Source organism: Paenibacillus sp. QJM3NY_38 (assembly GCF_056173265.1).
Genome location: NZ_CM149665.1, coordinates 4,914,565 through 4,937,212, shown reverse-complemented (window position 1 = coordinate 4,937,212; position 22,648 = coordinate 4,914,565). Strand labels below are relative to the sequence as shown.

Here is a 22,648-nt window from a genome sequence, read left to right as displayed (position 1 = left end):
AGGGGGGATCATTGAAGATGAAACGATTCACCTGGCTGCTTATAAGTGCGCTTATCTGTCTGCTCGTGGTTCTATTCGGGAATGCGATGACTCCTAAACTCGGCATGAGTTCGGGGAACGGCAATCCTGCCATCCTGCTGTTCATCCCTCTGAGCATACTTTTTCTTGTTCTGGTCAATCAATGGATTCGTGTCTTCAAAGATGTAAAGATGTCCCTTACCTCGTTAAGTTTGTTGATCTTTACCCTGGCTGGTTATATCATAGCGGGTTACATATATCAGCTCCGAAGACTCGAAATCTATAGACAAATTCAAGCGGAGGCATTCGAATCAGAATATGGTAAAGTCGATTGGACTCATATCGAATCCATTACGTCCGGTATTTTATCGATACATATGAATAATCAATTCTTTAATGTAAACACGTACTTCATGATGATGGCCTTTTCGCTTTTACTGTGCTTTTTGTACAAGTTGATTGAAGGACTCATAAACAGAAGTCAAGGAACCTCTGCGAAGAAATAAATCAGTAAACCAGGTGGATAGGAGGAGCATGGTATGTCAACGAACGGGATTTACGATAAGCAGGCCGAAGCTTATGAGGCCATGATTAGCAAGCAGCCTGACTTAGCGGGAGTTATTTATGAAAAAAAACCATACGAGGGGCTGGATGTACTTGATTTGGGGGCAGGATCAGGGCGATTATCTATGCTGCTAGCCGGAGACGTCAGATCTTTGATATGTACTGACATAGCGCAGCCGATGCTGGATATTTTGGATAGTAAATTATCTGAAGCCTATGATTTCCGTAATTGGACGACCGTAGTCGCTGATCATCGCAGCCTGCCGATTGATTCATCGAGTGTGGATCTGATCGTATCGGGCTGGAGCATTAGTTATCTGGCCGATTCGAGTCATGACGATTGGCGTGAGAATCTTGAACTTGTCATGACAGAGCTGCAGCGAGTTTTGAGACCAGGCGGGACGATTTTGATTCTGGAAACGATGGGAACCGGAACGGAGACACCGAATCCTCCCGATTTCTTAACGGGTTATTACGAACAGTTGGAGCATCAATATGGATTTAACCATCAGTGGATTCGAACGGATTATGTTTTTGAAACAGTAGAAGAGGCGCTGCATCACACGGGATTCTTTTTCGGAGAAGAGCTGACGGACAAGATTCAGGCGAACCAATGGTCAACCGTACCGGAATGCGCGGGGATCTGGTGGAAGCATGTTTAGGCTGGGACGGTGATGTGGCCTCGTGGAACTTCTAATGTATGTGGTCTTGTTTATTCTTAACATTCCGATATATAAGTGGATTTTCAGAAGGATTTTTGATGATGTGGATGATCTGAAGCAGTCGGTAAAGTATTCGTTTACGCCGGACATCATCTCCTTGTTCCGCAGACGGTTTTGGAAGGATCAATTTGGAGAGCTGAAGCTGTCCGTATTCTATTTTTGTTGTTTAGGGATCTTTGTCATAGAGTGCGTGGTATTGACCAAGGTGGTTGACGTGATCTTTCAATGAATTAGCTATCATGGGTTGAACGGTTACGCACCGCAGAATCTGTGGTAGAATTGCGAAGGACAATAACCCAACCCATACACATTCAACTGGAGAAGCAGGGAACGTATGTGAGCCCTGCTTTTTTGATTTGAAGATGTTTGCTAATGGATCATAAGGAGAATAGAGAATGCCAACGATAATTACAAAGTCATTTGATCATGAAATGCAGCGATGTCTAAGTGAAATTACATCGGCTTATCATGCGGGGGAACTGAGCACGATGGACCTAGCGGAATTACCGGAGGAAATCTGCATCATTGAGGTGGAAGATGAGATGGTGGGGTACGGAGTCGTGTGGGAATACGATAACGGGAAGCAGCTCATCCAGAAGGCCGAACAAGATTATTTTAGCGCCGATGAGCGGTATTTGGAGAAGGACTTCTATATTGATATCAAGAATAAGAAGGATTTTATCTTTATCCAAGCCTTGGATGTACTCAAAGAATTCGAAAACAAAGGATACGCGGCTTCCTTCGTGGACTGGCTCAAAGCAAAGTATCCGAACAAAAAAATGTATGTCTATACCCTGGATAAATCACGGAATTTCTGGTTCAAGCAGAATTTCGAGATTTTAGGAAGTACGGCATGGATGACCTTTAATTAAGGTATCGTGCAGCATCAAAATTATTCGAGGAAAGTTCATTGCATTCTTGACCCGAAACGATAAGCGTCAGTTGATCCAAAGTAGACATCGAGATAAACCGGCTGCAAACATGCAGCCGGTTTATCTTGATTCGAGTCAAGCAGGGTTGAACGCCTGTTATTGATCCAACGCGTTTTCAAACTTGCCGAACCACTCACTCCAGCCATATCTGGCGCCTTCGAGTCCATGAACATGGGAGAAGCCCGTTTGTTCGAGATGAAGGTTAACCTTGCCGTCGCCTAAATCTTGCAGCGTCCAGGTGACGGTATGCCGCTCGTCTCCGGTAGCCCAAGAATAGGACAACCGGTTGGGCGGTTCTACGATAAGTACTTCGCCGTCAACGATTCCATCCCAATATTCGGACGGCTCATGACGAAACTGAAAACGATGTCCAACGATAGGCTTAAAATCATTTTCCGTGATCCACTTTGCCAACTTACTTGAATCGGTTAAGGCAGCCCAAGCTTTCTCGATTGATGTCGTGTACTGAAAATCCATGGATAAGATTAAACTCATTCTTCTTCCTCCTCGAACAGCTGGTTCAAGCGCAGCATATTTGTAGTCCAGTATTTGCTGTAGAAAGCCACCCAATCTTGAACTTCTCTAAGCGGATCGGGATTTAGCTTAAATCGCGTTTCTCTGCCTACTTTCCGGTCGAGCACCAGCCCGGCCTCTTTAAGGATGGTCAAATGTTTGGATACGGCAGTACGGCCCATTGAAAATTGTGCCTTTAGTTCATGAAGCGGTTTCTCCTCTGCCTGTGATAACAGATGAATCAGTTGACGCCTAGTGGGATCTGCAATCGCGTCAAATACATCGCGGGACGGATGATTCTCAATCACGACAACCCTCCTAAAAGTCTAATTTTGTTGTTAGTCATCTAATGATGTGTGAAGGGACCGCCGTTAATTTCACCACCTCTGCTTCATGATTTTATAAGTGAAATTTTCAGATATACCTGGAAATGACGATCACTCGATTTGAGAGTTAGTGTTAATCTCTAATGTTCATTCTAAACTAATACCCAAAAAAGGCATCCTTTTTGATATTCCGCTTAGAAATCTGATTATTTTGCAAATGGGTGGAAATCGAATCTACCAATGACTTTGGACCCGCAATAAAGTATTTTCCATTGTTTTTATATAAGGTATTAAACGTATCGATTTCCTGATGCAAGTCATCTCTTGAATCAAGATAAGTCACAGTTAATGAAGGATGGTTAGCCATTTCATCTAGCTCATTCTTGAAGATATAAGACTTTTTGCCATCCAAATAGAGCAGCTTTCTTTGCTTCCCGTCATGATTCCCTTCTGCCTCTAATTGTTTAAGGATCGACCGAAATGGTGTGATTCCAATTCCGCCTGCGATCAGAAGCGAAGGACTGTTATCTTGCATATAAAAAGAACCGACAGGGCCGCTCATTTTAACTTTCATTCCATGTTTTAATTCTAATAGAGCTTTTTTAAAATCACTGGGATCATCACTGATACGCGTTGTTATTTTAACTATATTCTCTGTAGGAGCAGCTGCCAAGCTGAATGGTTTTGTAGGGTTTTTTATGGACTTATGAGTAATGCTGAACAAACCATATTGCCCGGCCTTCCAGGTTAAATCTTTCTCTCTTTCAAATAGAAAAGAATAGACATCCTCTGTTTCTTGGCGGCTTTCTATAAATGATAGTTCTCTCTTCTTGAATATAGAGAACATATCTTGAAAAAAACTCATTTTCCCATCTCCCTCTTATAACGTTATCGGTAATGTAATCGCTATATCTTCAACCAAACTTCTAATTGGACACCATTTAGTGATACTTTGATTTTAGGCCACCATTTGGTGTCGTGTCAATGACATATTTAAACTCCATTTGATCACGGTCCAGCCCATATTGCATTTTAACAAATAGGTCGCTCCAGATGCGTTATATCCCGATATGGATCGGAAGATCGTTGTATAGTAAGCGCTTTACCCTCGCTTCTATAATGATAGCAAGCTGTAAAAGGCGCTTGATGCTATAACGGCCTGAATGCAGCACAGATGCACGCAGAAGGAGGCAATCCACAGATGTTAGGAAGCAGCGATACGGCGGTGAACGTGGGGGTGAATGCAGAAACTCACATTCGCTTGGCGAATGGCCTGGTGGCCATTGAGGTGGATTTGGAAAAAGGCGGTTACGCCTACGCAGGCAGCAGGGGATTCGCTCTGCAAGAAGTACGAAGCGGCTTTCGATGGCAAGGCCGGGAATACCATACGGGACATTATGACCGCCACTATATGATGGGGCAGCCGGAGAAGATCCAAGATCCGTTCGGAACCGGAATCCATGCCGTGATGAAGCATGAATCCGATCTGCTCCCAGGTCTGGAACAGCATTTTTACGTCTATGAGGGCACTTCATCTTTCATCACGCGGGTCGTCATCGTCGGCCAAGAGGAATTGAAGGTAAACCGCATCGCGGTGGTGAAAACCGATAGCGTATCGAGCGGGAGCGAGACGGTTCCGAGAGAAGCGCTGCATGTGCTGCGCGTGCCGTATGACAATGACAAATGGGTGCGCTACCTGACGGAGACGGCCCCGCTGGAGACGGAAAGCTACGAAGTGACGGCCTTGTTCCAGCCGGATAGCCGCAATGGATTGATTCTGGGATCGATCAGTCATGACGTGTGGAAGACCGGCATTCGCGTCAAAGGGGAAACCGCAGGCAAGCTGGATGAACTGGAACTGTACGCTGGCGCGGCCGACGCCATGACCCGAGATTCCCAGCCGCATGGCTACGTAAGAGGAACCCGCGTCGCATCTCCGCTGGTTATGGTAGGGGATTACGACGATTACCGGACAGGACTCGAAGCGTATGGGGAAGCGAATGCGAAGATAGCGCCTGCTCTGAGCTGGGAAGGCGGCGTCCCGATCGGCTGGAACAGCTGGTCGGCCGCCATGAGTACGCTGGATTACGATCTCTATGTGGCGACGAGCGATTTTCTGAAGCGGGAGGTTCAGCCGCAGGGCTTTCATAACGAGGATACCTTGTACATGAATTTCGATGCGTTCTGGGATCGCCTGACGCCTGACGAGATGGAGGATGCCTTGAAAAGGGTCCGCGAAAACGGGCACAAACCCGGTACATACTGGACGCCGTTTGCGTTTTGGGGAAGTCCGGCTGGGTTCGGCAGCCCCGTGGAGGGCACCGATGGGAAGTACACCTATGGCGATATTCTGCTTCGCGACCAAGATGGCGAGATTTTGCCGGATGTCGACGGCGGACTTGCGATTGATCCTACGCATCCCGGGAACCTGGCGCGAATCGATTGGTTCATGGATAAATTCGTCTCCGAGGGATTTGAGTATATCAAGCTGGACTTCATGGCACACGGGGCTCTGGAAGGCAAGCATTACGACCCGAATATTACGACGGGGATCGCCGCATACAATTACGGCCTGTCGTATCTGACGGATAAACTCTCCCCGGAGCGGATCGGCAGACCGTTCTTCATCAACCTGTCGATTGCCCCGCTGTTCCCTTATTCCTATGCGCACAGCCGCAGAATTTCTTGCGATGTGTTCGGAACGATCAAGGATACGGAATATTTGCTGAACTCGCTGACGCACGGGTGGTGGATGAACGATACGCTGTACCGTTTTAACGATCCGGACCATACCGTGATCTATAAAAGCTTCAACCAGGATTCGACGACCCGCCATGAAGGGCGAAGCCGTCTGACCGCGTCCGTGATCTCGGGAACGGTGCTGCTGCTGGGCGATGACTTCCGGCATGAGGAAGCGGCATGGCGCGCCAAGAACTGGCTGGGAAATGAGGCAATCATCGAGATTGCGAGACTGGGCAGAACCTTTGTGCCCGTAAAGGGGAAACTGGGAAAACAGGCTGCGGATACGTTTGTGCTGACCCATCCGAGCGAAGCGGGAACGGCGTATATTGCCGTATTTAACTTTGACGGGGCCGAGTCCGTGCAGAAGACGGTTTCTCTGGAACGGTGCGGCCTCGAGGCGCACGCATCTTACACGGTTCTGGATGTGTGGGAAGGAATGGCAGGTCAATCGGAAGGCACGCTTGTGGTCGAGCTGGCGCCAGCCGAATTGAAAATCTTGAAATTAATTCGAAATCACTAGAAGGAGGAGAGGTTCAGTGCGTATTCATCCGTTCACATTCTTCCAAAAGCCATTCATGCTCTTCTTATCGATTCTGTTAGCGGGGTCTGTGCTAGGCAGCTCCTTGGCTTCGGCAGAACCGCAGCAGCCGAGTCAAACGGCCGGAGGCATCCTTTCCTACGAGGCCGAGGCATCTCAGAACACGTTTACCGGCAATGCAGGAGCGGTCGATTGCGGCTTCTGTTCAGGCGGGCAAAAAGCCGGCAATCTGTACGGCGGCTCCACGCTGACGTTCAACGGGATTCAGGCCGATAAGGCCGGTATATACAATATGAACATGTTCTACATCTCGGGGGATTCCCGCGCGGCTTCGATCTCCGTGAACGGAGCGGAGAAGGAGAATTTCAGTTTTCCGAAAACAGCGGATTGGAACACGATCGGCACCTATCAGATTCAAATTTACTTGAATCAGGGCAGCAACACGATTCTGTTCGATGACGCAGGCGGGTACTCGCCCGATTTTGACAAGATGGAGCTGACCTTTGATTCAGCCGGCGAAAACGGATCAGGCCCGGATGGCAGCCTAGGCGATTTAGGCAAGCAAAAGAAAACCACGAGCTATGGCTCCATTACCTTAACCGAATATGCCAACGGCTTTAAGGTATCCAATCCGACGTATGAGCTGCTGTACAACACCTCGACCGGATTGTCGCAATACAATTGGAACGGCAAAGCGGTTGCCAAGGGGTTATACAGCGAGATCCAGCTCGACCGGATGGTTGCAAGTACAGATTATAAACATCACAAATTCTATAAAAATCAAGTGGTCCCATTCCAGGATGCCACCGGCAAGGGGATCAAAGTGACGGTCGTGAATGAGGATGGGGGAATGCCCTCGCTCAGCCAAATCTATTACGTCTATGAAGACGGGCCGTATCTGCTTACGGAAACAGTTGCTTCCCATCATTCCGCAATATCTACGGGGAACATCGCGCCTATCGCGATGGAAGCTAGAGGCGGCATCGACATCGGCAGCTATGACGATAACCGGGTCCTCGTCGTTCCTTTCGACAATGATGCTTGGTCCAGATACCAAGCGAAGTCGATGAATACCGGGCTCAACAACGATCTGTATATCAGCTCGGAGCTGACGGCCATCTATGACAATACGAGCCGGAACGGTCTCGTCATCGGATCGGTGACACATGACACATGGAAGACCGGCATCTATTGGAGCGGCTCGAATGATAAATTGAACAAACTGCGGGTATATGGCGGATTTACGTCATCCACCTCCACGTGGGACACGATCCCGCATGGAAAGGTAACGGGCAAGCAGATTGCTTCACCGAAAATCATGGTCGGCTTTTTCGAGGATTACCGGACCGGGCTGGAAGAGTTTGGCCAGGTGAATGCAGCAATCCAGCCTCCGTTAGCCTTTGGCGAAGACATTCCTGAAGGCGTTCCGGTCGGCTGGAACAGCTGGGGAGCTTATGCCAGCGATTTAAGCTTTGACAAGGCAGTTTCGGTCTCGAATTATTTTAAAGACCATATTCAGGACCATTCCTTCAATAATGAAGGGGATATCTACATCAATCTTGATTCCTATTGGGATAACATGACGGATCAGCAGCTGACGGATCTGGTTCAGCTCATTCATAGCAATGGACAGAAGGCCGGCATCTATTATTCGCCGTTCGTGTACTGGGGCAACAATATGGAGCAGGAAGTCGAAGGGACGAACGGTAAATATAAATACGGCGATATCGTGCTGCGCGATTTGGACGGCAACGTGCTGCCGACGCTGGACGGCGCTTATGCCGTGGATCCGACGCATCCGGGCGTGAAGCAGCGGATCGATTATTACATGAATAAGTTCAAGAGCAAGGGCTTTGAATATATCAAAATCGATTTTTTGAGCCATGGAGCATTGGAAGGCAAGCATTATGATGCCAACGTTCAAACCGGCATCCAGGCCTATAACCAAGGGATGGCTTACGTGAATGAAGTGCTGGACGGCTCCATGTTCATCAGCGCTTCCATCGCGCCGCTGTTCCCTAGCCAATATGCGCACAGCCGCCGCATCTCCTGCGATATCGACGGCAGCATCGGCAGCACGGAATACCAGCTGAACAATCTCACGTACGGCTGGTGGCAGAACGGAACGATCTACCATTATACCGATCCGGACTATATGCACTTAACCAAAGGCGGATCGATGGAAGGCGCACAGTCTCGCGTCAATGCGGCCTCGATCTCCGGCACGGTCTTCCTGAATTCGGATGACGTAACGGATGCGACGGCACGGCAGTATATGGAAACGCTGCTGACCAACCCGGAAGTGAACGGGCTAGCCATGAAGGGCAAGGCGTTCCGGCCAGTAGAAGGCAACACGGGCACGCAGGCAGCGAACGTATTCGTGCTGGGCGATCAGGGAACGCGCTATGTAGCCGTGTTTAACTATACGCAAAATGCGGCGCAGCACACCGTGGATCTGGTTCGTGCTGGTATCGCTTCGGAAGGGGCGGCATCCTATACGGTGACGGATGTATGGAGCGGTGTCTGGCTCTTCGCTGGATGTGACGCTAAAAGCGGCCGAATCCAAGCTTTATAAAATCGTCCCTAATCCATAACAAGTAGTCATCGATTCATCATGTACCTCTGCAAGTTCATCGCGGTTCTCGGCTCCATCCGGGAATCGCGATTTCTTGCTTTTGCTGTAAGGGTAGTGCTTGTCTCGATACTGGAAAATCAATGTAGAGGAGAATGCAACGTGACAGATATGAAGCTTTGGTATACGAAATCGGCCCAGGGCTGGTCGCAAGGACTGCCGATCGGCAATGGCCGAATGGGGAATGTGGTGGTATCCACTCCTGACAGAGAAATATGGAATATCACCGAAACCACCTATTGGTCCGGCCAGCCGGAGCCGGTTCAAGGGCGAAGCAACAGCAAAGCGGATTTGGAGCAGATGCGGAAGCACTTCTTCCAGGGCGATTATCGCGAAGGCGATCGTCTGGCCAAAAAGCACCTGGAGCCGGAAAAATTGAATTTTGGCACCAATCTGGGACTATGCCAAATCGTGCTGGAGTTTGACCATCACGTGAAGTCATCCGAGGGCGAGAGACAAAATGCAGCAGCTGAGCCGCTCTTCCATCGGGAATTGGATCTGCAGGAGGCGGTGGCACGTTCTTTTTGCGAGATCGATGGAGCGGAGATGACGCGAGAGGTCTTTGCTTCCCATGCCGATCAGGTGATCGTTTCCCGGATCAGTAGCAGCCAGGGCTCGTTAGGCGTGTCATTCCGCATTTCGATTCGAGGCGAGAATGGTCCTTTTCATGCTGCCGTTACTGGGAAGGACACGATCGAATTCCGGGGACAGGCGTTGGAAAGCGTACATAGCAATGGGGAGTGCGGGGTGTCCTGCCAAGGCCAGCTGCGCGTCGTAACGGAAGGCGGGCAGGTGAGCTGCACGGATGACACCATAAACGTATCCGGAGCGGATGAGGCGGTGATTTATTTTGCGGTGAATACGGATTATCGTCAAGAAGGTGAGAGCTGGCGTGAGAAAAGCGCGTTGCAGCTGGATCAGGCTGTGCTGCTGGGATATGACGCGCTGAGAGCCAAGCATCTGGCGGATTATCAGCCGCTGTATGCCCGCGTACGATTGGACCTGGGAAGCTCCGAGCATGCCAGTCTGCCTACGGACGAGCGGATCGGCAGGTTTAAGCAGGGCAAGCGGGACGATCCGTCGTTGTTTGCGTTGTTTTATCAATACGGCCGGTACTTGACCATTAGCGGGTCACGACAAGACTCCATCCTGCCCATGCATTTGCAAGGCATATGGAATGACGGCGAAGCCAACAAAATGGCCTGGAGCTGCGATTATCACCTGGATGTGAACACCCAGATGAACTATTTTCCGACGGAGGCCGCGAACCTAAGCGAGAGCCATGAGCCGCTCATGCGGTATATCCAGCAGCTGTCGGTGGCTGGACGCTCGGCGGCGCGCCATTATTATGATGCCGAAGGCTGGGTGGCCCATGTATTCTCCAATGCCTGGGGATTTGCGTCACCGGGGTGGGGGACCTCCTGGGGGCTGAACGTGACGGGCGGACTATGGATCGCGACGCATATGATGGAGCACTACGCGTACAACCGCGATCAGGCTTTTCTGGAGGAGCTGGCGTATCCCGTCCTGAAGGAGGCCGCAGCCTTTTTCATGGATTACATGACGGTACATCCGAAGTATGGCTGGCTGGTGACAGGTCCGTTGAATTCGCCGGAGAACAGCTTTTACACCGGCCATCCGGAGGATGGGCATCAGCAGCTGTCCATGGGCCCGACCATGGATCAGGTCCTGGTTCGGGATCTGCTGGCGTTCTGCGTGAAGGCAGCACAGACGCTGGGCGTGGATGAGGAGCTTCAGCGGAAGTGGCAGACGGCACTGGATCAACTCCCTGCGCTGATGATCGGCAAGAAGGGGCAATTGCAGGAATGGCTGGAGGACTATGAGGAGGCGCAGCCGGAGCATCGCCATCTGTCGCATCTATATGCCCTGTATCCCGGCAGCCAAATCACGCCGCATCGTACGCCGGAACTCGCTGCGGCAGCCCGAGTGACATTGGAGAACCGGAACAGCCGGGCCGACCTGGAGGATATCGAATTTACCGCGGCGCTGTTCGGACTCTTCTATGCCCGATTGCATGACGGGGACCAAGCCGTGCAGCATATCGCCCACCTGATCGAGGAGCTGTGCTTCGACAACATGCTCACCTATTCCAAACCCGGCGTAGCCGGAGCCGAGGCCAACATCTTTGTCATTGACGGCAACTTCGGCGGCACCGCCGCCATTGCGGAAATGCTGCTGCAGAGCCACGAAGGCGAAATTCATCTTCTACCTGCACTGCCGACGATGTGGCCAACAGGCAGCGTGACAGGGCTGAAGGCGAAAGGGAATATTGAGGTGGATATGAGCTGGGAGAACGGGAAGCTGGTTGAGGCGAGGGTGAAGGGGAATGAGGATAAGAGTGTGCGGGTGTTTTATGGGGGGAGGGAGATGGAGGTAAGACTTGAGGAGGGAAAGGTTGATAAGGTGGAAGGAGCATCTAAGAAAATATGATGATTGGTGGAGTGTTTTTCAGCTGTCAGGTTGTTGTATTGTGAAATATGCGGTTCACGCTTGAGATTCCGAGTGAGTGAGAATAAGAAGCAAGGGTAGGTAATGGATGCAAATTATTTTCGATGCTATGTGTGATCGTATTAGCCAGGATTCAAACATTTTGCGAGAGGACGAATTTCAAGAAAGTCGCTACAAAGATACATCGAGATGAAGGAACAGAAATAAAAAAATATGCGAACGAAGCAAGTGTTTTTGGACCGTTAAGCTATCCAGTGTAGGTAGATAACAGAAGCTGGAGGGAGAATTGAAGGACTTGCGTAGCAAGAATTATTCGACTGTTCATCAGATTAATGAGAGGATTGGGCAGTTTAGGGAGTTTGGGAGTATGCCGGTGACCAATAAAGAGAAGAGTAGGGCGATGAAGAAGCTGATGGAGCGGATTGTTTATGATCGGGACCAGAAATGGGTGGAATTGACGATATGCTACAAACAACAAGTCTTCATACTAAAAATTTGAATCATTTACAGTCAGTTATTAAACTCGAGTACCAACTCCTAACCTAGTTTCAACAACTCTTACATTAACCACCCCAGTAATCGATTCCTCGCATCTGGGATGACTTTTTATAAGAATAGGTTACGCCCTTGAGGTTTTACAAGATTCTACAAATTATTACTAGCTTCGTGGTATGATTTTCCTGAAGGGATTTGTAAGTAATTCGTCTATATTGATGGAATCCGTTAAGTACGTGAAGCTGGAATGTAGATTCTGATATTTACTTCGAGGTGATCTTATGAAATGTGTTAAATGTAATCAAAATGTTGAACAAGAGCATCTTTACTGCCCATATTGCGCTGAGCCAAATAATAATCGAAGGTTTGGAAACAATTCAATTAATGCCGGAAACAACAATATTAATATTGGTTTGGGAAACAATAGCAATCAAGAAATTTATATTGATAATTTAAATGTTACTAGATCAACTGACGAATTAATTATTGAATATAGTGATCGGTTGGATAGGAAAGTTATTGGAGGGGTTAACGGATTCAAACGTAAATTCGAAATTTCTGGAATTTTATCTGTTGTATCGGCTGTAGTAACAATTACAGATTATCTGCTTACTAAGTCAAACTATAGAGTGCTTTTATTAATGAGCACGATAGGATTAATTGCTTATGCTTTTGATTCGAGAGAAAAGTTTAAAGAACTAAGAAAAAATAGGATCGTATATAGGGATAAAAAACCGATTCTGTTTGAAGAAGAAAATGGCGAGGTATACAAAGTGAAAAAATATGGAATTTGCCCGATTTGTGATGGTAGAGTTTATATTTATAATGACGAGAAATTTAAGAGAAAGCTTGGGAAGTGTGTAAATAATAATGATCACTTATATACATATGACCACACTATTGATGCCGGTGTCCCATATATGGTAATTGACTTTCATCATACAAAATAGAGGGAAGAACTTAATACATAGAAGAAGCATTCAATAATTTGGATCAATACTCTATAGAATCTGAAGAGGATGATGAATTGTTGCTTTGAGATTTAGTCGTACAGAAGAAGCCAAGAGAAACGAGTGGTTCACGTTCTGCTAACCGCTTCGATTTTCAGAAGGATTGGGCAATATTAAAGCTTTTCGAATTGCATCAATGCAAGGACGATTATCTTCTTGTTCTAGACTATCATGACGATGTAATGGTTTTGGATTCAGAGCATGATCCTCAATCAGCAGCTTTCTTTCAATTAAAAACAAAAGATAATGGGGTTTGGAAGCTGAATGATATTGTAAGAACGAAAAAAGGGAAGAAAGGTCTATTACCATCGATTATAGGTAAATTATATGATTGTAAATTGACCTTCCCCAATCATACTATGTCACTCACTTTGGTTTCTAATGCTTGTTTCGAGATAAGCTTACAGAATCATGTTGGAAAAAGCACAGAGAAAAAATCAATATGTTTTACAGACATTGAGCAGAAAGATTTGAACAAAATCATTACGACAATTAAAACGGAACACTCTTTGCAAGATGAACCTGATTTCGTGGAAATCACATTTCTAGAAGTTACTGATTTAAATATTAAAGACCGAGAAACTTACATGAAAGGTAAACTTCATGAATTCTTAGAGTCCTTGAATCCCAGGAACGGCAAGTTTCGATTGAGCTTAATTTATAATGCAATTTTTGGGGAAGTAAAACGAAAAAATGATTATGAGTGGAGTGTTTCGGACTTCGATGAAGTAAAGAAACATAAAGGGATTAGTCGTTCTCAATTTACAGAAATGTTGAACCATTTCGACATTGATGATGAACTCGAACAAACGTGGGAGGAAATTTCGAAACGGCTAAACGCAGATAAAGTTGATTTTAAAAAGATAATGAAATTAAAAGCTGCATGGAAGGAACTTGAAATTATTCAGATGGATGTAACGAATGAGTACTTTCAATCTCAACAGCTTGTCATACGAGAGGTTCTAAAAGTAAAAGAAGAACTACCTATAATACTTTTATATCAAGATTTAGTGGAATCTGTGTATACCGAGTATAAACAACGAGAACCAAAAAGTATGTTAGATGAATATCTAATTAAAGCCACAACACTACTGGAGTATTGCCGCTCATGAAAAAGTATAAAAAATTAATTCGGAATTTGAGGGAACAGAACTATGCAAAGATTAATCTTCAAGGAAATCAAAATACTCTCAAGAAACGAGAAAAGAGCAAGAATAATAAAATTTCATCCCAAAATGAATCTCATCAAGGGTGAGAATCATGTTGGAAAATCATCGTTAATCAAAAGTATTTATTATACATTAGGTGCTGCACCCAATGTAATGCATCCCAAATGGATGGGGGCTGAACCAATTTGTTTATTGACTTTTACTGTCGATGATATTGAATATTCCATATTACGTAGAAAGAGCTTTTTTGCAGTCTACAATAATGTAAAAGAATGTATTGGAACATTTGATAAAATTACTGACGGTTTGGGTCCATTCCTATCCAATCTATTGAAATATAATATTGAGCTAGCAAATAAAGAGAATCGACTTATTACGCCTCCACCAGCTTATTTCTTTTTACCGTTCTACTTGGACCAGGATAGTTGGTATAATCCACTTTCCTCTTTTGCTCGTCTAACGCAGCTAAAAGGGCAATGGAAAGCAAGCATGTTACATTTTCATACAGGCATCAAGCCCAATGAATACTATCATGCAAAAGGTCAAATTGAAATCATTAAGGATAGCAATCGTCAATTAGAATCACAAATGAAAGTATCCAAAAACGTTATGAGCAAATTAAATGAACAGATGGGATTAATGATATTGGATGCTGATTTGAACAGCTTTAAAAAAGAAATTGACGAGTTATTGAAACAGTATGAGCAATTAAAAGTAAAGGGGGAAGTATTAAAACGAAATATAGTTGACCTCAATAATGAGAAAATACATCTTCAAAAGCATATTAAGCTGTTAGAAAAATCTATACATGAACTGAATGACGACTACAAGTTTGCTCTTTCCATTCCAGATGAAGAAATCGATTGTCCGACATGTGGTGCTGTGTATTCCAATTCATTTGTAGAACGATTCTCTATTGCAAAAGATGAAGACCGTTGCCATGATTTGTTAGAGGAATCGAATATGGGATTACGTGAATTGGAATCTAAAATTAAGAATGAGTATGAATTGTATGAAGAACACGCAGTCGAGTCTAATCGAATTCTTACTCTTCTGGAATATAAACAAGGAGAAGTGCATTTAAAAGACATAATACAGAACGAAGGCAAGAAAAACTTGAAATCTATTGTTCAGGAAGAGCTTGATGAACTTCGTAGTCAGATGGCAATCAATGAAGTAAGCATTAATGAACTTAAAGATGAAATGAAATCATATGAGGATAGAAAGCATAAAGCTAAAATTGAAAAGTATTACCGTGAATTAATGAGTGATTATTTAGATGTTTTGGGTGTAGAAACCGTTCCAGAAAAATCATATAAAACGATAATCTCCAAAGTTACTGATACTGGAAGTGGTGCGCCTAGGGCTTATCTTGCTTATTATTACAGTCTGTTGAGTGTTATTAATAAATACTCAACTTCTACGTTCTGTCCAATCATTCTAGACTCACCAAATCAACAAGAGCAAGATAAGACACATTGGGATATGATTAAGGATTTTATTATTACAAAACAGCCGTTGAATTCTCAACTTATCTTAGGTACAGTAGAATTTGGAGACCGACAATTCGAAGGGAAAATAATAGAGTTAAATGAAAAATATCATTTTCTTCAAGAAGAAGACTTTGAAGAAGTTTCCAATGAGATAAATGAATTATTAAGTTATATTTCATAATTTCTTTTTGTAGTGACTCATCTTTCGGGGTCACTATTATTTTTAATGTAGGATGTGGGAAGCTTATGATGTATCAGTCAACGGATACCAAGAAACTTGTGATTGAAATAATTGCAACACTTGTTCATATCAAAAGCACTATGTATGAGCTAATTCTTAAACCTTCGGGTATTAACAAGGATTACTTTCAATCACTAACAAAGCAAAAAAATGATTTTGGGAAATGGCTTACTAAAAGAGAAATAGCATCTAAAATAATTGCTGCAATTGAAAATCATGCGAACTATGAAAAGATAATGCGTTCCATTATCAAGACAGCCTCTGAGTGGAATCAGTTTCATTTATCAGATGATGAGTATGAAGCACGTGCTACCGTACAAAAAGCAAGAGAAGTTCTTGGGATACTGGATCTTTGGGAAGAGAAAGAATCAAAGGAAAGGGAACAAGCGAGGGAAAAAGCGAGGGAAAAAGCTGAATTGGAGAAGAAAGCACAAAAAGAAATTGATTTAATTAAGCAGCTACAACTTCTCCTTCTAACGTACGATAGTATCTCAGGAAAGAGTGAAAATCCTCAAATGAGAGGTACAATACTTGAAGACATCGTAAATAGACTATTTAACGCGTATGATTTAATGGAGCAATTAACAGTTGCACAAGCTTTTAGACGCAACGCTAATGGAGAACAAATTGATGGAGCATTTAAACTTGATGGCTGGCATTATATTGTTGAAATGAAATAGACAAGTCAAGTTTCTGGCATTAGAGAACTGGATTCTTTGTATGGGAAGGTATCTCGTTCAGGAAAGCAGACAATGGGAGTATTTATTTCGATAAACGGTTGGTCCTCTCATGTTATAGACCTAATAAAACAGAATCCTGAAAAGTCGATCATATTGATGAGTGGTTATGATTTAAGGGTGGCTTTAACAAAAGAAGTAGAGTTAATAAAGATGCTCCACAAAAAACTCTCCAAATTGAACTTAGAAGCTGAACCTTATTTTGGAGCGGAATCCATGCTACAAGAATTCGGCTAACATATTTTCTTAACAAACCCGTAATTTGGCTCCCTTACTCGGAGGAGGCTCTAAAATCGCCAACCACGAAGACAAGCCTGTTTTCTTATCTATTCGGTATAGCTAGTTATTGACCCACACGTACCTATCATTGATGGGATGTGAGGAAATATTTCAACTGAAGATCGACATTATTTAAATAATAAAGTTTTATAGGGCAACTTTATATATTTTGTAGACTTTTAAACAAAAACACGAGCCCTTACCCCTCCCGGGTAAGGGCTCTCTTCTTCCCCAACAAAACCCCTAACTCTTAATAGCCCCCATCATAATCCCCTTCACAAAATACCTTTGCACAAAAGGATACACCATAATGATCGGCAGCGTAGCAACCATGGTCACCGCCATCCGGATGCTTTCGCTGGAGACCGGGATCCGTTTGGAGCCCTGCGCCAGCTGCTGGGCGTCGGACATCATGCCGGCTGTCTGGAACTGGTTGAGGATTTTGACCAGAACCGCCTGCAGGGTCTTGAGCTCCGGCTTGTAGGTATACACATAGGAGTCATACCAGGAGTTCCAATGGCCGATGGCCAGGAACAGGCCGATCGTGGCGAGCACCGGCACGCACAGCGGCATGATGATGCGGAAGAACGTCTGCAGGTCGTTGGCGCCGTCGATTTTGGAGGATTCCTCGATCTCGCCGGGGATCTGCTCCATGAAGGTGCGCACCAGAATCATCAGGAACACGCCGATTAAGCCAGGGAAGATGTAGACCCAGAAGGAGTCGATTAGCCCCAGGGATTTGATGATCATATACGTTGGGATGAGCCCGCCGCCGAAATACATCGTGAACACAAAGAAGAAGGAGAAGTATTTCCACCCGAGCAGATTGCGCTTGCTGAGCGGATAGGCGAGCAGCGTGATGAAGAAGATGGATACTGCCGTCCCGACGACGGTCCGCAGCACGGTGATCTTGATGGCGCTCCAGATCTCCGGATTCCGGAAGATGGTCAGGTAGCTCTCGATGGTTGGCACGCGCGGCCAGAAGTACAGGTTGCCCCGCATCGTATCGGTCGCATCGTTCAAGGAGATGACCAGAATGTTCCAGAACGGATAGAAGGTCACGAGAAAGATGCCGGTCAGGAACAGGTATAAAGAGGCATCGAAGATACGCTCGGGCACGGTTTTTTTGCTTAACATGGATGAACCTCCTTATGGATTAGAATAGGGACTGCCCGTTCAGCTTCTTCGCCGTATAGTTGACGATAACCACGATGATGAACGCGACCACGGAGCTGAACATGCCGACGGCTGCCGCATAGGAGAACATGCCGTTTTGGATACCATAGCGGAACGAATAGGTGGACAGGACGTCGGAGTAATCCCGCGTCAGGTCATTGCCGAGCAGGAAGTGCTGGTCGAAGCCCGCGTTCAGGATGCCGCCAAGCGCCAGAATCAGCAAAATGACAATCGTTGGCTTCAGGTGGGGCAGGGTGATGTACCGGATCTGCTTAAAACGGTTGGCGCCGTCGACCTTGGCCGCTTCATAGAGCTCCTGGTTGATGGACGAGATGGCCGCCAAATACATGATCGAGCTGTAGCCCATATCCTTCCACGTATTGCCAAGCGCAACGATCCACCAGAAATACTTGCCGTTCTGCAGGAATAAAACGCTTTCATCGGTGATGTGTAGGAATTTCAATATGCCGTTAATCGCGCCGTCCGAGGAGAGCAGGGTCACGATGATGTTGGCCGCAATAACCCAGGATATGAAATAGGGAAGATAGGAGGCGGTTTGCACCGTCTTTTTGAACTTCACGTTCTTGATCTCATTAATCGCGATGGCGATCAGGATCGGCATCGGGAAGGAGAAGAGCAGCGTGATCAGCGTGGAAGCCAGCGTATTCCGCATGACGATCCAGAAATCGCCGTTGTTGAAGAAGTAACGGAACCATTCCAGGCCGACGAACTCGCTCGTGAACAGGGTTGACCAGAAGCCGCCGAGCGTCGGCTGGTAATTGACGAAGGACATGTATAGGCCAACCATGGGCGTATACGCAAACACAATGGCCCAGATCAGTCCGGGCAGCATCATCAGGAATAGATACTTCTGCTGCTTCAGCATGGCCCAGCGGCTTTTTCGATGAGGACTTAAGTTCAAGTCACTCCGCGTCTGTAAGGTTGTAGCAGGTTTCATATGGGGCACCTCGCATCTCAAGTTAACTCAAATTATAAGACTCGGAAAAAATGAGTGTCGATATGACAATGTAACGAAAGATGCTTGAAAATGACTTACATCGCGAATTCCCATAGTTAAAAAAACGAAATCGCTATAATATTAAGGGATAAAGCCGACACAGGGGGTATGAGCATGTATAGCATTTTTCTCGTAGATGACGAAGAGCTGGAGCTTGAGATGATCCGAGATTATATTCGTTGGGAAGAGATGGGGATATATGTAGCCGGAACAGCCCTGAACGGCAGGGATGCCCTGGAGAAGATCGAGGTGATTCAGCCCGATATCGTACTGACGGACGTCCAGATGCCCGTCATGAACGGGCTTGATATGGCGAAACGGGTGAGTGAGTTATTCGACTGGATTCAATTCGTCTTCCTGACCGGACACGATGAATTCAATTATGTGAAGTCGGCCTTAAACGTGGGAGCCGTCGGCTATTTATTGAAGCCGCTGGATCTAAGCGAAATTGTAAGCGTTATCGATAAAGTCAAACGGCGCTGCGAGGAAGTGCGGATGAAGAACCGCTCCATTCGCGTGACCAAATCCAATATTGTACGAGAGATGATATTCGAGCAGAACGAGGAGCGATTCCGAAACCTCGCCGCCAGCTACCATAAGCTGTCCCGCCATACGGAGCCGAGAACGTATACCCTTACGCTGCTCGGCATCGATGCTCCGCACGCTGCACAGCCGGGGCTGTCGCTCGAGGATGGCATGGCGCGCCTGCAGACACATATGGAGGAGTGGCTTGCGGACAAGAAACTCGAGGCGGATCTGGTCATCTGCCGGGAGGGCGAGCTGGGCATCTTCATGGATGCTGCCAGCCATCTGAGCCGCTTTACGTGGGAGGATCTGCTGAAGCAGATGCAGCATACACTGGGCTTTACGATGACCTCGGCCGTGAACGAGGAGCCGGAAGAGCTGTCCCGCATCCAGGATGTATACCGGGAGACGCGGCAGATGCTGGAGGAGATGTTTTACGTCGGGAACGGGAGAGTCATCTATGCCAAGGACGTACAGCGGCAGCTGGAGAGCCGGCAAATTCCTCCTTTCCAAGAAACGGCCTATTTCGAGGACATTCATCAGCTGGCGTACGAGCAGGCCGCGCAGAAGCTGGGGGATTACTTCAACCGCCTGGTCATGCTGCGAATCCGAAAAACCGAAGTGTGCGACTTTGCCATCGGACTGGTGGAGCGTCTGCTGGAGGGGATCCACGAACCAATCACGGAGAGCCACAAGCGGGCGGAGCTTTACCAATCCATCTATCAATGCCGAACCATGATTGAAATCGAAGCGATCATCATGGATTTTGCCGGGCATGCGATTCGGACGCTGGAACACCGGTTCATGGACAAAAATGCAAGGCTGGTGCACCAGGTGCGCACGACGATCGACCAGACCTATCACCAGGCCATTACGATCAACAGCTTGTCCGATCAGGTGTATCTGTCTCCCAACTACCTGCGTTCCATCTTTAAAGAGAAAACCGGCATGACGATCCATGATTACCTAACGAGAATCCGGCTGAACAAAGCCAAGGAGCTGCTGGCCGACGATTCGCTCAAGGTGCAGGACATCGCCCAAAGGGTCGGTTATGAAAGCACATCCTACTTCATTTCCTTATTTTTAAAAAGCCAAGGAGTTACGCCGAATGAATACCGCAAAAACATCTAGCCCGTCCGGCCCGTGGAGCCGTCTGGCAGGGGCTTTCCAGTTCGCGCACTTACGCGCATACACCAATTGGCGGCTCCGGCACAAGTTCTTTTTCATCTTTCTGATCGTGATCATCCTGCCGTTCTCGCTGCTGATCTATTATTCGTATTCTTCGACTCGCAGCACGATAACAGAGCATACCTATACCGCCTTGGGCGGATCGCTGGCACAGATTAACACCAACGTGGAGAAGCGGCTGGAGTATTACAATCAGCTGTCGAACATTCTCTACATGGATGCGCAGCTCCGCAATTATCTGTCTACCGACTATGAGCAGGCGTACTATTATCTGGATGCCTTCCAATATATCAACCGGACGCTGCCGTCCCTGATGACCCTGAATGCCAACATTCTGGGCATCACGATATATACGGGGAACCATACCCTCTATTCCGACGGTCAATACGTCAAATATACGGAAGAGATGCCTTCGGCGATGGAGGAACAGGTGCTGGATGCCGCCGGCAATACGGTGTACTTCCATTCCGGGAATTTCAAGGCCGATGATGCACATATCACCCTTGCCCGTTCGTTAAGTTATTTCAGCCTGCAGCATCCGTACGGGATATTGACCATGGACATTAACGCGAACGAATTCTACTCCCTGATCAAAATGGAGAACGACAACAAAAGCGTCTATATTATCGACGAGTTTGGCGGCGTGATCAGCACGGGGGATCAGAACCTCCCATCGAACCAGCTGTTCAACGTGTTTCCGATTCAGGAGCGGATGACCCGGGATGCGGGCTCATTCGATATGAAGATTAACGGCCAGGAGCGTTTTTTCACGTATAAAAAGCTCAGCAACGGCTGGTCCACGGTCATCACCGTGCCCTACGACGAGCTGCTGGCCAATGCGAATCAGGCGACCAAGAACGTCATCTGGTTCTCCGTGCTGGCGATTGGCATGGCCATCCTGCTGCTCTATTTTACGACGAAGGTCATGACCAAGCGCATCGAGGTGCTGCTGCAGCAGATCCGGAAGGTGGAGCGCGGGGATTTCCGGCTGTCTATTAAGCCGATGGGGCATGACGAGATCGGCCAGGTGTCCTTTGCGTTCAATAAGATGGCCTCGACCATACAATCCCTGATCCATGACGTGTACGTGAAGGAGATCGCAAGGAAGGAGTCGGAGCTGAATACGCTCCAGGCCCAGATCAATCCCCATTTTCTGTACAACACCTTGTCCTCCATCTCTTCCCTTGCGATCAAAGAAGGGGCTATGCAGGTGTACCAGATGGTCAATTATTTGGCCAAGTATTACCGAGTGTCGCTGAATAAAGGGAAGCGCATCATTCTGCTGGAGCAGGAAATCAATCTTGTGAGGAATTATGTCGCGATCCAGAAGATCCGGTTCCGGGACAAGCTTCATATGCATTACGACCTGGATGAGCAGCTGTTCGGGTACACAACGATCAAGCTGATCCTGCAACCGTTCATCGAGAACTGCATCAATCATGCCATTGGGGACGGATCGGGGATCAACATTAACGTGAAGCTCAGGCAGGAGGGGGACGACATCTTGCTCCAGGTCATCGACGACGGCATCGGAATGACCCCCGAACAGCTCGATCACGCGCTAAATAAATCGGATAATCTGTCGGGCTACGGCGTGAAAAACGTGGATGACCGGATCAAACTGACCTACGGGGAAGAATATGGCGTCAGCATCTTCAGCAGGCTCGGCATCGGAACCGCGGTGACCATTCGGATACCTGTAATCTCCGATAGGCATCCTGCAAACGAACGGGACCCGCAGCAGGCGTTACCCTGAATGAAAGACATTTTGCATCATGAATTGTAAGATTGCGTTATAGATCAATGAACTCCCGATTTTTACAATGATAGATATATTCGAGCTTTTGGATATGACGACCTT

At 46.9% G+C, this 22,648-nt stretch carries 20 protein-coding genes; 15 read left to right on the top strand and 5 right to left on the bottom strand.

What is annotated here, in order from left to right; genetic code table 11:
• Positions 1-17: 17 nt before the first annotated feature.
• The 4 genes from AC0VZ8_RS22740 to AC0VZ8_RS22725 all read left to right on the top strand — a co-directional run bounded on the left by AC0VZ8_RS22740 (position 18) and on the right by AC0VZ8_RS22725 (position 2,176).
• Entirely contained in the window at positions 18-524 is a 507-nt protein-coding gene (locus tag AC0VZ8_RS22740; RefSeq protein ID WP_475487742.1) for a hypothetical protein, read from the top strand.
• Between the two features lie 33 nt (positions 525-557).
• Entirely contained in the window at positions 558-1,244 is a 687-nt protein-coding gene (locus tag AC0VZ8_RS22735) for a class I SAM-dependent methyltransferase (RefSeq protein ID WP_475484475.1), read from the top strand.
• Positions 1,245-1,347: 103 nt separating this feature from the next.
• Positions 1,348-1,533, top strand: a complete 186-nt coding sequence (locus AC0VZ8_RS22730; RefSeq protein WP_475484474.1) for a hypothetical protein — start codon at positions 1,348-1,350, stop codon at positions 1,531-1,533.
• A gap of 166 nt (positions 1,534-1,699) precedes the next feature.
• A complete protein-coding gene (locus AC0VZ8_RS22725) occupies positions 1,700-2,176 on the top strand; it encodes a GNAT family protein (RefSeq protein ID WP_475484473.1) in 477 nt (158 codons plus the stop codon).
• 156 nt (positions 2,177-2,332) lie between these two features.
• Here the strand turns inward: AC0VZ8_RS22725 and AC0VZ8_RS22720 are convergent, their stop codons facing one another.
• The 3 genes from AC0VZ8_RS22720 to AC0VZ8_RS22710 all read right to left on the bottom strand — a co-directional run bounded on the left by AC0VZ8_RS22720 (position 2,333) and on the right by AC0VZ8_RS22710 (position 3,940).
• Positions 2,333-2,731 (bottom strand): SRPBCC family protein, encoded by a 399-nt coding sequence (locus AC0VZ8_RS22720; protein WP_071219891.1) that lies wholly within the window; start codon positions 2,729-2,731, stop codon positions 2,333-2,335.
• Positions 2,728-3,057, bottom strand: a complete 330-nt coding sequence (locus AC0VZ8_RS22715) for an ArsR/SmtB family transcription factor (protein ID WP_071219892.1) — start codon at positions 3,055-3,057, stop codon at positions 2,728-2,730. The genes AC0VZ8_RS22720 and AC0VZ8_RS22715 overlap by 4 nt, the downstream gene beginning before the upstream one ends.
• Before the next feature lie 175 nt (positions 3,058-3,232).
• Positions 3,233-3,940 carry an FAD-dependent oxidoreductase gene (locus AC0VZ8_RS22710; RefSeq protein ID WP_475484472.1) on the bottom strand — a complete coding sequence of 236 codons (708 nt, stop codon included), beginning with the start codon at positions 3,938-3,940 and terminating at the stop codon, positions 3,233-3,235.
• Between the two features lie 336 nt (positions 3,941-4,276).
• On the opposite strand from AC0VZ8_RS22710, the gene AC0VZ8_RS22705 reads away from it, so the two are divergent.
• The 9 genes from AC0VZ8_RS22705 (at position 4,277) to AC0VZ8_RS22665 (ending at position 16,838) form a co-directional block, all read left to right on the top strand.
• Positions 4,277-6,337 carry an alpha-galactosidase gene (locus tag AC0VZ8_RS22705; protein ID WP_475484471.1) on the top strand — a complete coding sequence of 687 codons (2,061 nt, stop codon included), beginning with the start codon at positions 4,277-4,279 and terminating at the stop codon, positions 6,335-6,337.
• 16 nt (positions 6,338-6,353) lie between these two features.
• A complete protein-coding gene (locus AC0VZ8_RS22700) occupies positions 6,354-8,930 on the top strand; it encodes a carbohydrate-binding protein (RefSeq protein ID WP_475484470.1) in 2,577 nt (858 codons plus the stop codon).
• A gap of 159 nt (positions 8,931-9,089) precedes the next feature.
• Entirely contained in the window at positions 9,090-11,438 is a 2,349-nt protein-coding gene (locus tag AC0VZ8_RS22695; RefSeq protein ID WP_475484469.1) for a glycoside hydrolase family 95 protein, read from the top strand.
• Positions 11,439-11,823: 385 nt separating this feature from the next.
• Entirely contained in the window at positions 11,824-11,955 is a 132-nt protein-coding gene (locus AC0VZ8_RS22690) for a hypothetical protein (protein WP_475484468.1), read from the top strand.
• 277 nt (positions 11,956-12,232) lie between these two features.
• Positions 12,233-12,901, top strand: a complete 669-nt coding sequence (locus AC0VZ8_RS22685) for a hypothetical protein (protein ID WP_475484467.1) — start codon at positions 12,233-12,235, stop codon at positions 12,899-12,901.
• A 170-nt stretch (positions 12,902-13,071) separates the two neighbouring features.
• A complete protein-coding gene (locus AC0VZ8_RS22680; RefSeq protein ID WP_475487741.1) occupies positions 13,072-14,073 on the top strand; it encodes a dsDNA nuclease domain-containing protein in 1,002 nt (333 codons plus the stop codon).
• Positions 14,074-14,115: 42 nt separating this feature from the next.
• A complete protein-coding gene (locus AC0VZ8_RS22675) occupies positions 14,116-15,804 on the top strand; it encodes a hypothetical protein (protein WP_475484466.1) in 1,689 nt (562 codons plus the stop codon).
• A gap of 65 nt (positions 15,805-15,869) precedes the next feature.
• Entirely contained in the window at positions 15,870-16,544 is a 675-nt protein-coding gene (locus tag AC0VZ8_RS22670; protein ID WP_475484465.1) for a hypothetical protein, read from the top strand.
• Positions 16,545-16,616: 72 nt separating this feature from the next.
• Positions 16,617-16,838, top strand: coding sequence for a hypothetical protein (locus AC0VZ8_RS22665; protein WP_475484464.1), 222 nt, complete (start codon positions 16,617-16,619; stop codon positions 16,836-16,838).
• Between the two features lie 285 nt (positions 16,839-17,123).
• On the opposite strand, the gene AC0VZ8_RS22660 is transcribed toward AC0VZ8_RS22665, so the two are convergent.
• Together AC0VZ8_RS22660 and AC0VZ8_RS22655 are read right to left on the bottom strand one after the other, a co-directional pair.
• The gene (locus AC0VZ8_RS22660; RefSeq protein WP_213579266.1) at positions 17,124-18,017 is read right to left on the bottom strand and encodes a carbohydrate ABC transporter permease; all 894 of its coding nucleotides are present in this window, start codon (positions 18,015-18,017) and stop codon (positions 17,124-17,126) included.
• 19 nt (positions 18,018-18,036) lie between these two features.
• Positions 18,037-19,014: an ABC transporter permease gene (locus AC0VZ8_RS22655; protein WP_076325175.1), complete on the bottom strand. Its 978-nt coding sequence runs from the start codon at positions 19,012-19,014 to the stop codon at positions 18,037-18,039.
• A 174-nt stretch (positions 19,015-19,188) separates the two neighbouring features.
• On the opposite strand from AC0VZ8_RS22655, the gene AC0VZ8_RS22650 reads away from it, so the two are divergent.
• Together AC0VZ8_RS22650 and AC0VZ8_RS22645 are read left to right on the top strand one after the other, a co-directional pair.
• Positions 19,189-20,730, top strand: coding sequence for a response regulator (locus tag AC0VZ8_RS22650; protein WP_475484463.1), 1,542 nt, complete (start codon positions 19,189-19,191; stop codon positions 20,728-20,730).
• Positions 20,708-22,543 carry a cache domain-containing sensor histidine kinase gene (locus AC0VZ8_RS22645; RefSeq protein ID WP_475484462.1) on the top strand — a complete coding sequence of 612 codons (1,836 nt, stop codon included), beginning with the start codon at positions 20,708-20,710 and terminating at the stop codon, positions 22,541-22,543. Before AC0VZ8_RS22650 ends, AC0VZ8_RS22645 begins: the two co-directional genes overlap by 23 nt.
• Positions 22,544-22,648: the final 105 nt, after the last annotated feature.

Bases quoted from the DNA above. Each gene is read 5' to 3' on its own strand.
- AC0VZ8_RS22740 (WP_475487742.1), top strand. From the start codon at position 18: ATGAAACGATTCACCTGGCTGCTTATAAGTGCGCTTATCTGTCTGCTC.
- AC0VZ8_RS22735 (WP_475484475.1), top strand. From the start codon at position 558: ATGTCAACGAACGGGATTTACGATAAGCAGGCCGAAGCTTATGAGGCC.
- AC0VZ8_RS22725 (WP_475484473.1), top strand. From the start codon at position 1,700: ATGCCAACGATAATTACAAAGTCATTTGATCATGAAATGCAGCGATGT.
- AC0VZ8_RS22720 (WP_071219891.1), bottom strand. From the start codon at position 2,731: ATGAGTTTAATCTTATCCATGGATTTTCAGTACACGACATCAATCGAG.
- AC0VZ8_RS22710 (WP_475484472.1), bottom strand. From the start codon at position 3,940: ATGAGTTTTTTTCAAGATATGTTCTCTATATTCAAGAAGAGAGAACTA.
- AC0VZ8_RS22705 (WP_475484471.1), top strand. From the start codon at position 4,277: ATGTTAGGAAGCAGCGATACGGCGGTGAACGTGGGGGTGAATGCAGAA.
- AC0VZ8_RS22690 (WP_475484468.1), top strand. From the start codon at position 11,824: ATGCCGGTGACCAATAAAGAGAAGAGTAGGGCGATGAAGAAGCTGATG.
- AC0VZ8_RS22685 (WP_475484467.1), top strand. From the start codon at position 12,233: ATGAAATGTGTTAAATGTAATCAAAATGTTGAACAAGAGCATCTTTAC.
- AC0VZ8_RS22675 (WP_475484466.1), top strand. From the start codon at position 14,116: ATGCAAAGATTAATCTTCAAGGAAATCAAAATACTCTCAAGAAACGAG.
- AC0VZ8_RS22670 (WP_475484465.1), top strand. From the start codon at position 15,870: ATGATGTATCAGTCAACGGATACCAAGAAACTTGTGATTGAAATAATT.
- AC0VZ8_RS22665 (WP_475484464.1), top strand. From the start codon at position 16,617: ATGGGAGTATTTATTTCGATAAACGGTTGGTCCTCTCATGTTATAGAC.
- AC0VZ8_RS22660 (WP_213579266.1), bottom strand. From the start codon at position 18,017: ATGTTAAGCAAAAAAACCGTGCCCGAGCGTATCTTCGATGCCTCTTTA.
- AC0VZ8_RS22655 (WP_076325175.1), bottom strand. From the start codon at position 19,014: ATGAAACCTGCTACAACCTTACAGACGCGGAGTGACTTGAACTTAAGT.
- AC0VZ8_RS22650 (WP_475484463.1), top strand. From the start codon at position 19,189: ATGTATAGCATTTTTCTCGTAGATGACGAAGAGCTGGAGCTTGAGATG.
- AC0VZ8_RS22645 (WP_475484462.1), top strand. From the start codon at position 20,708: ATGAATACCGCAAAAACATCTAGCCCGTCCGGCCCGTGGAGCCGTCTG.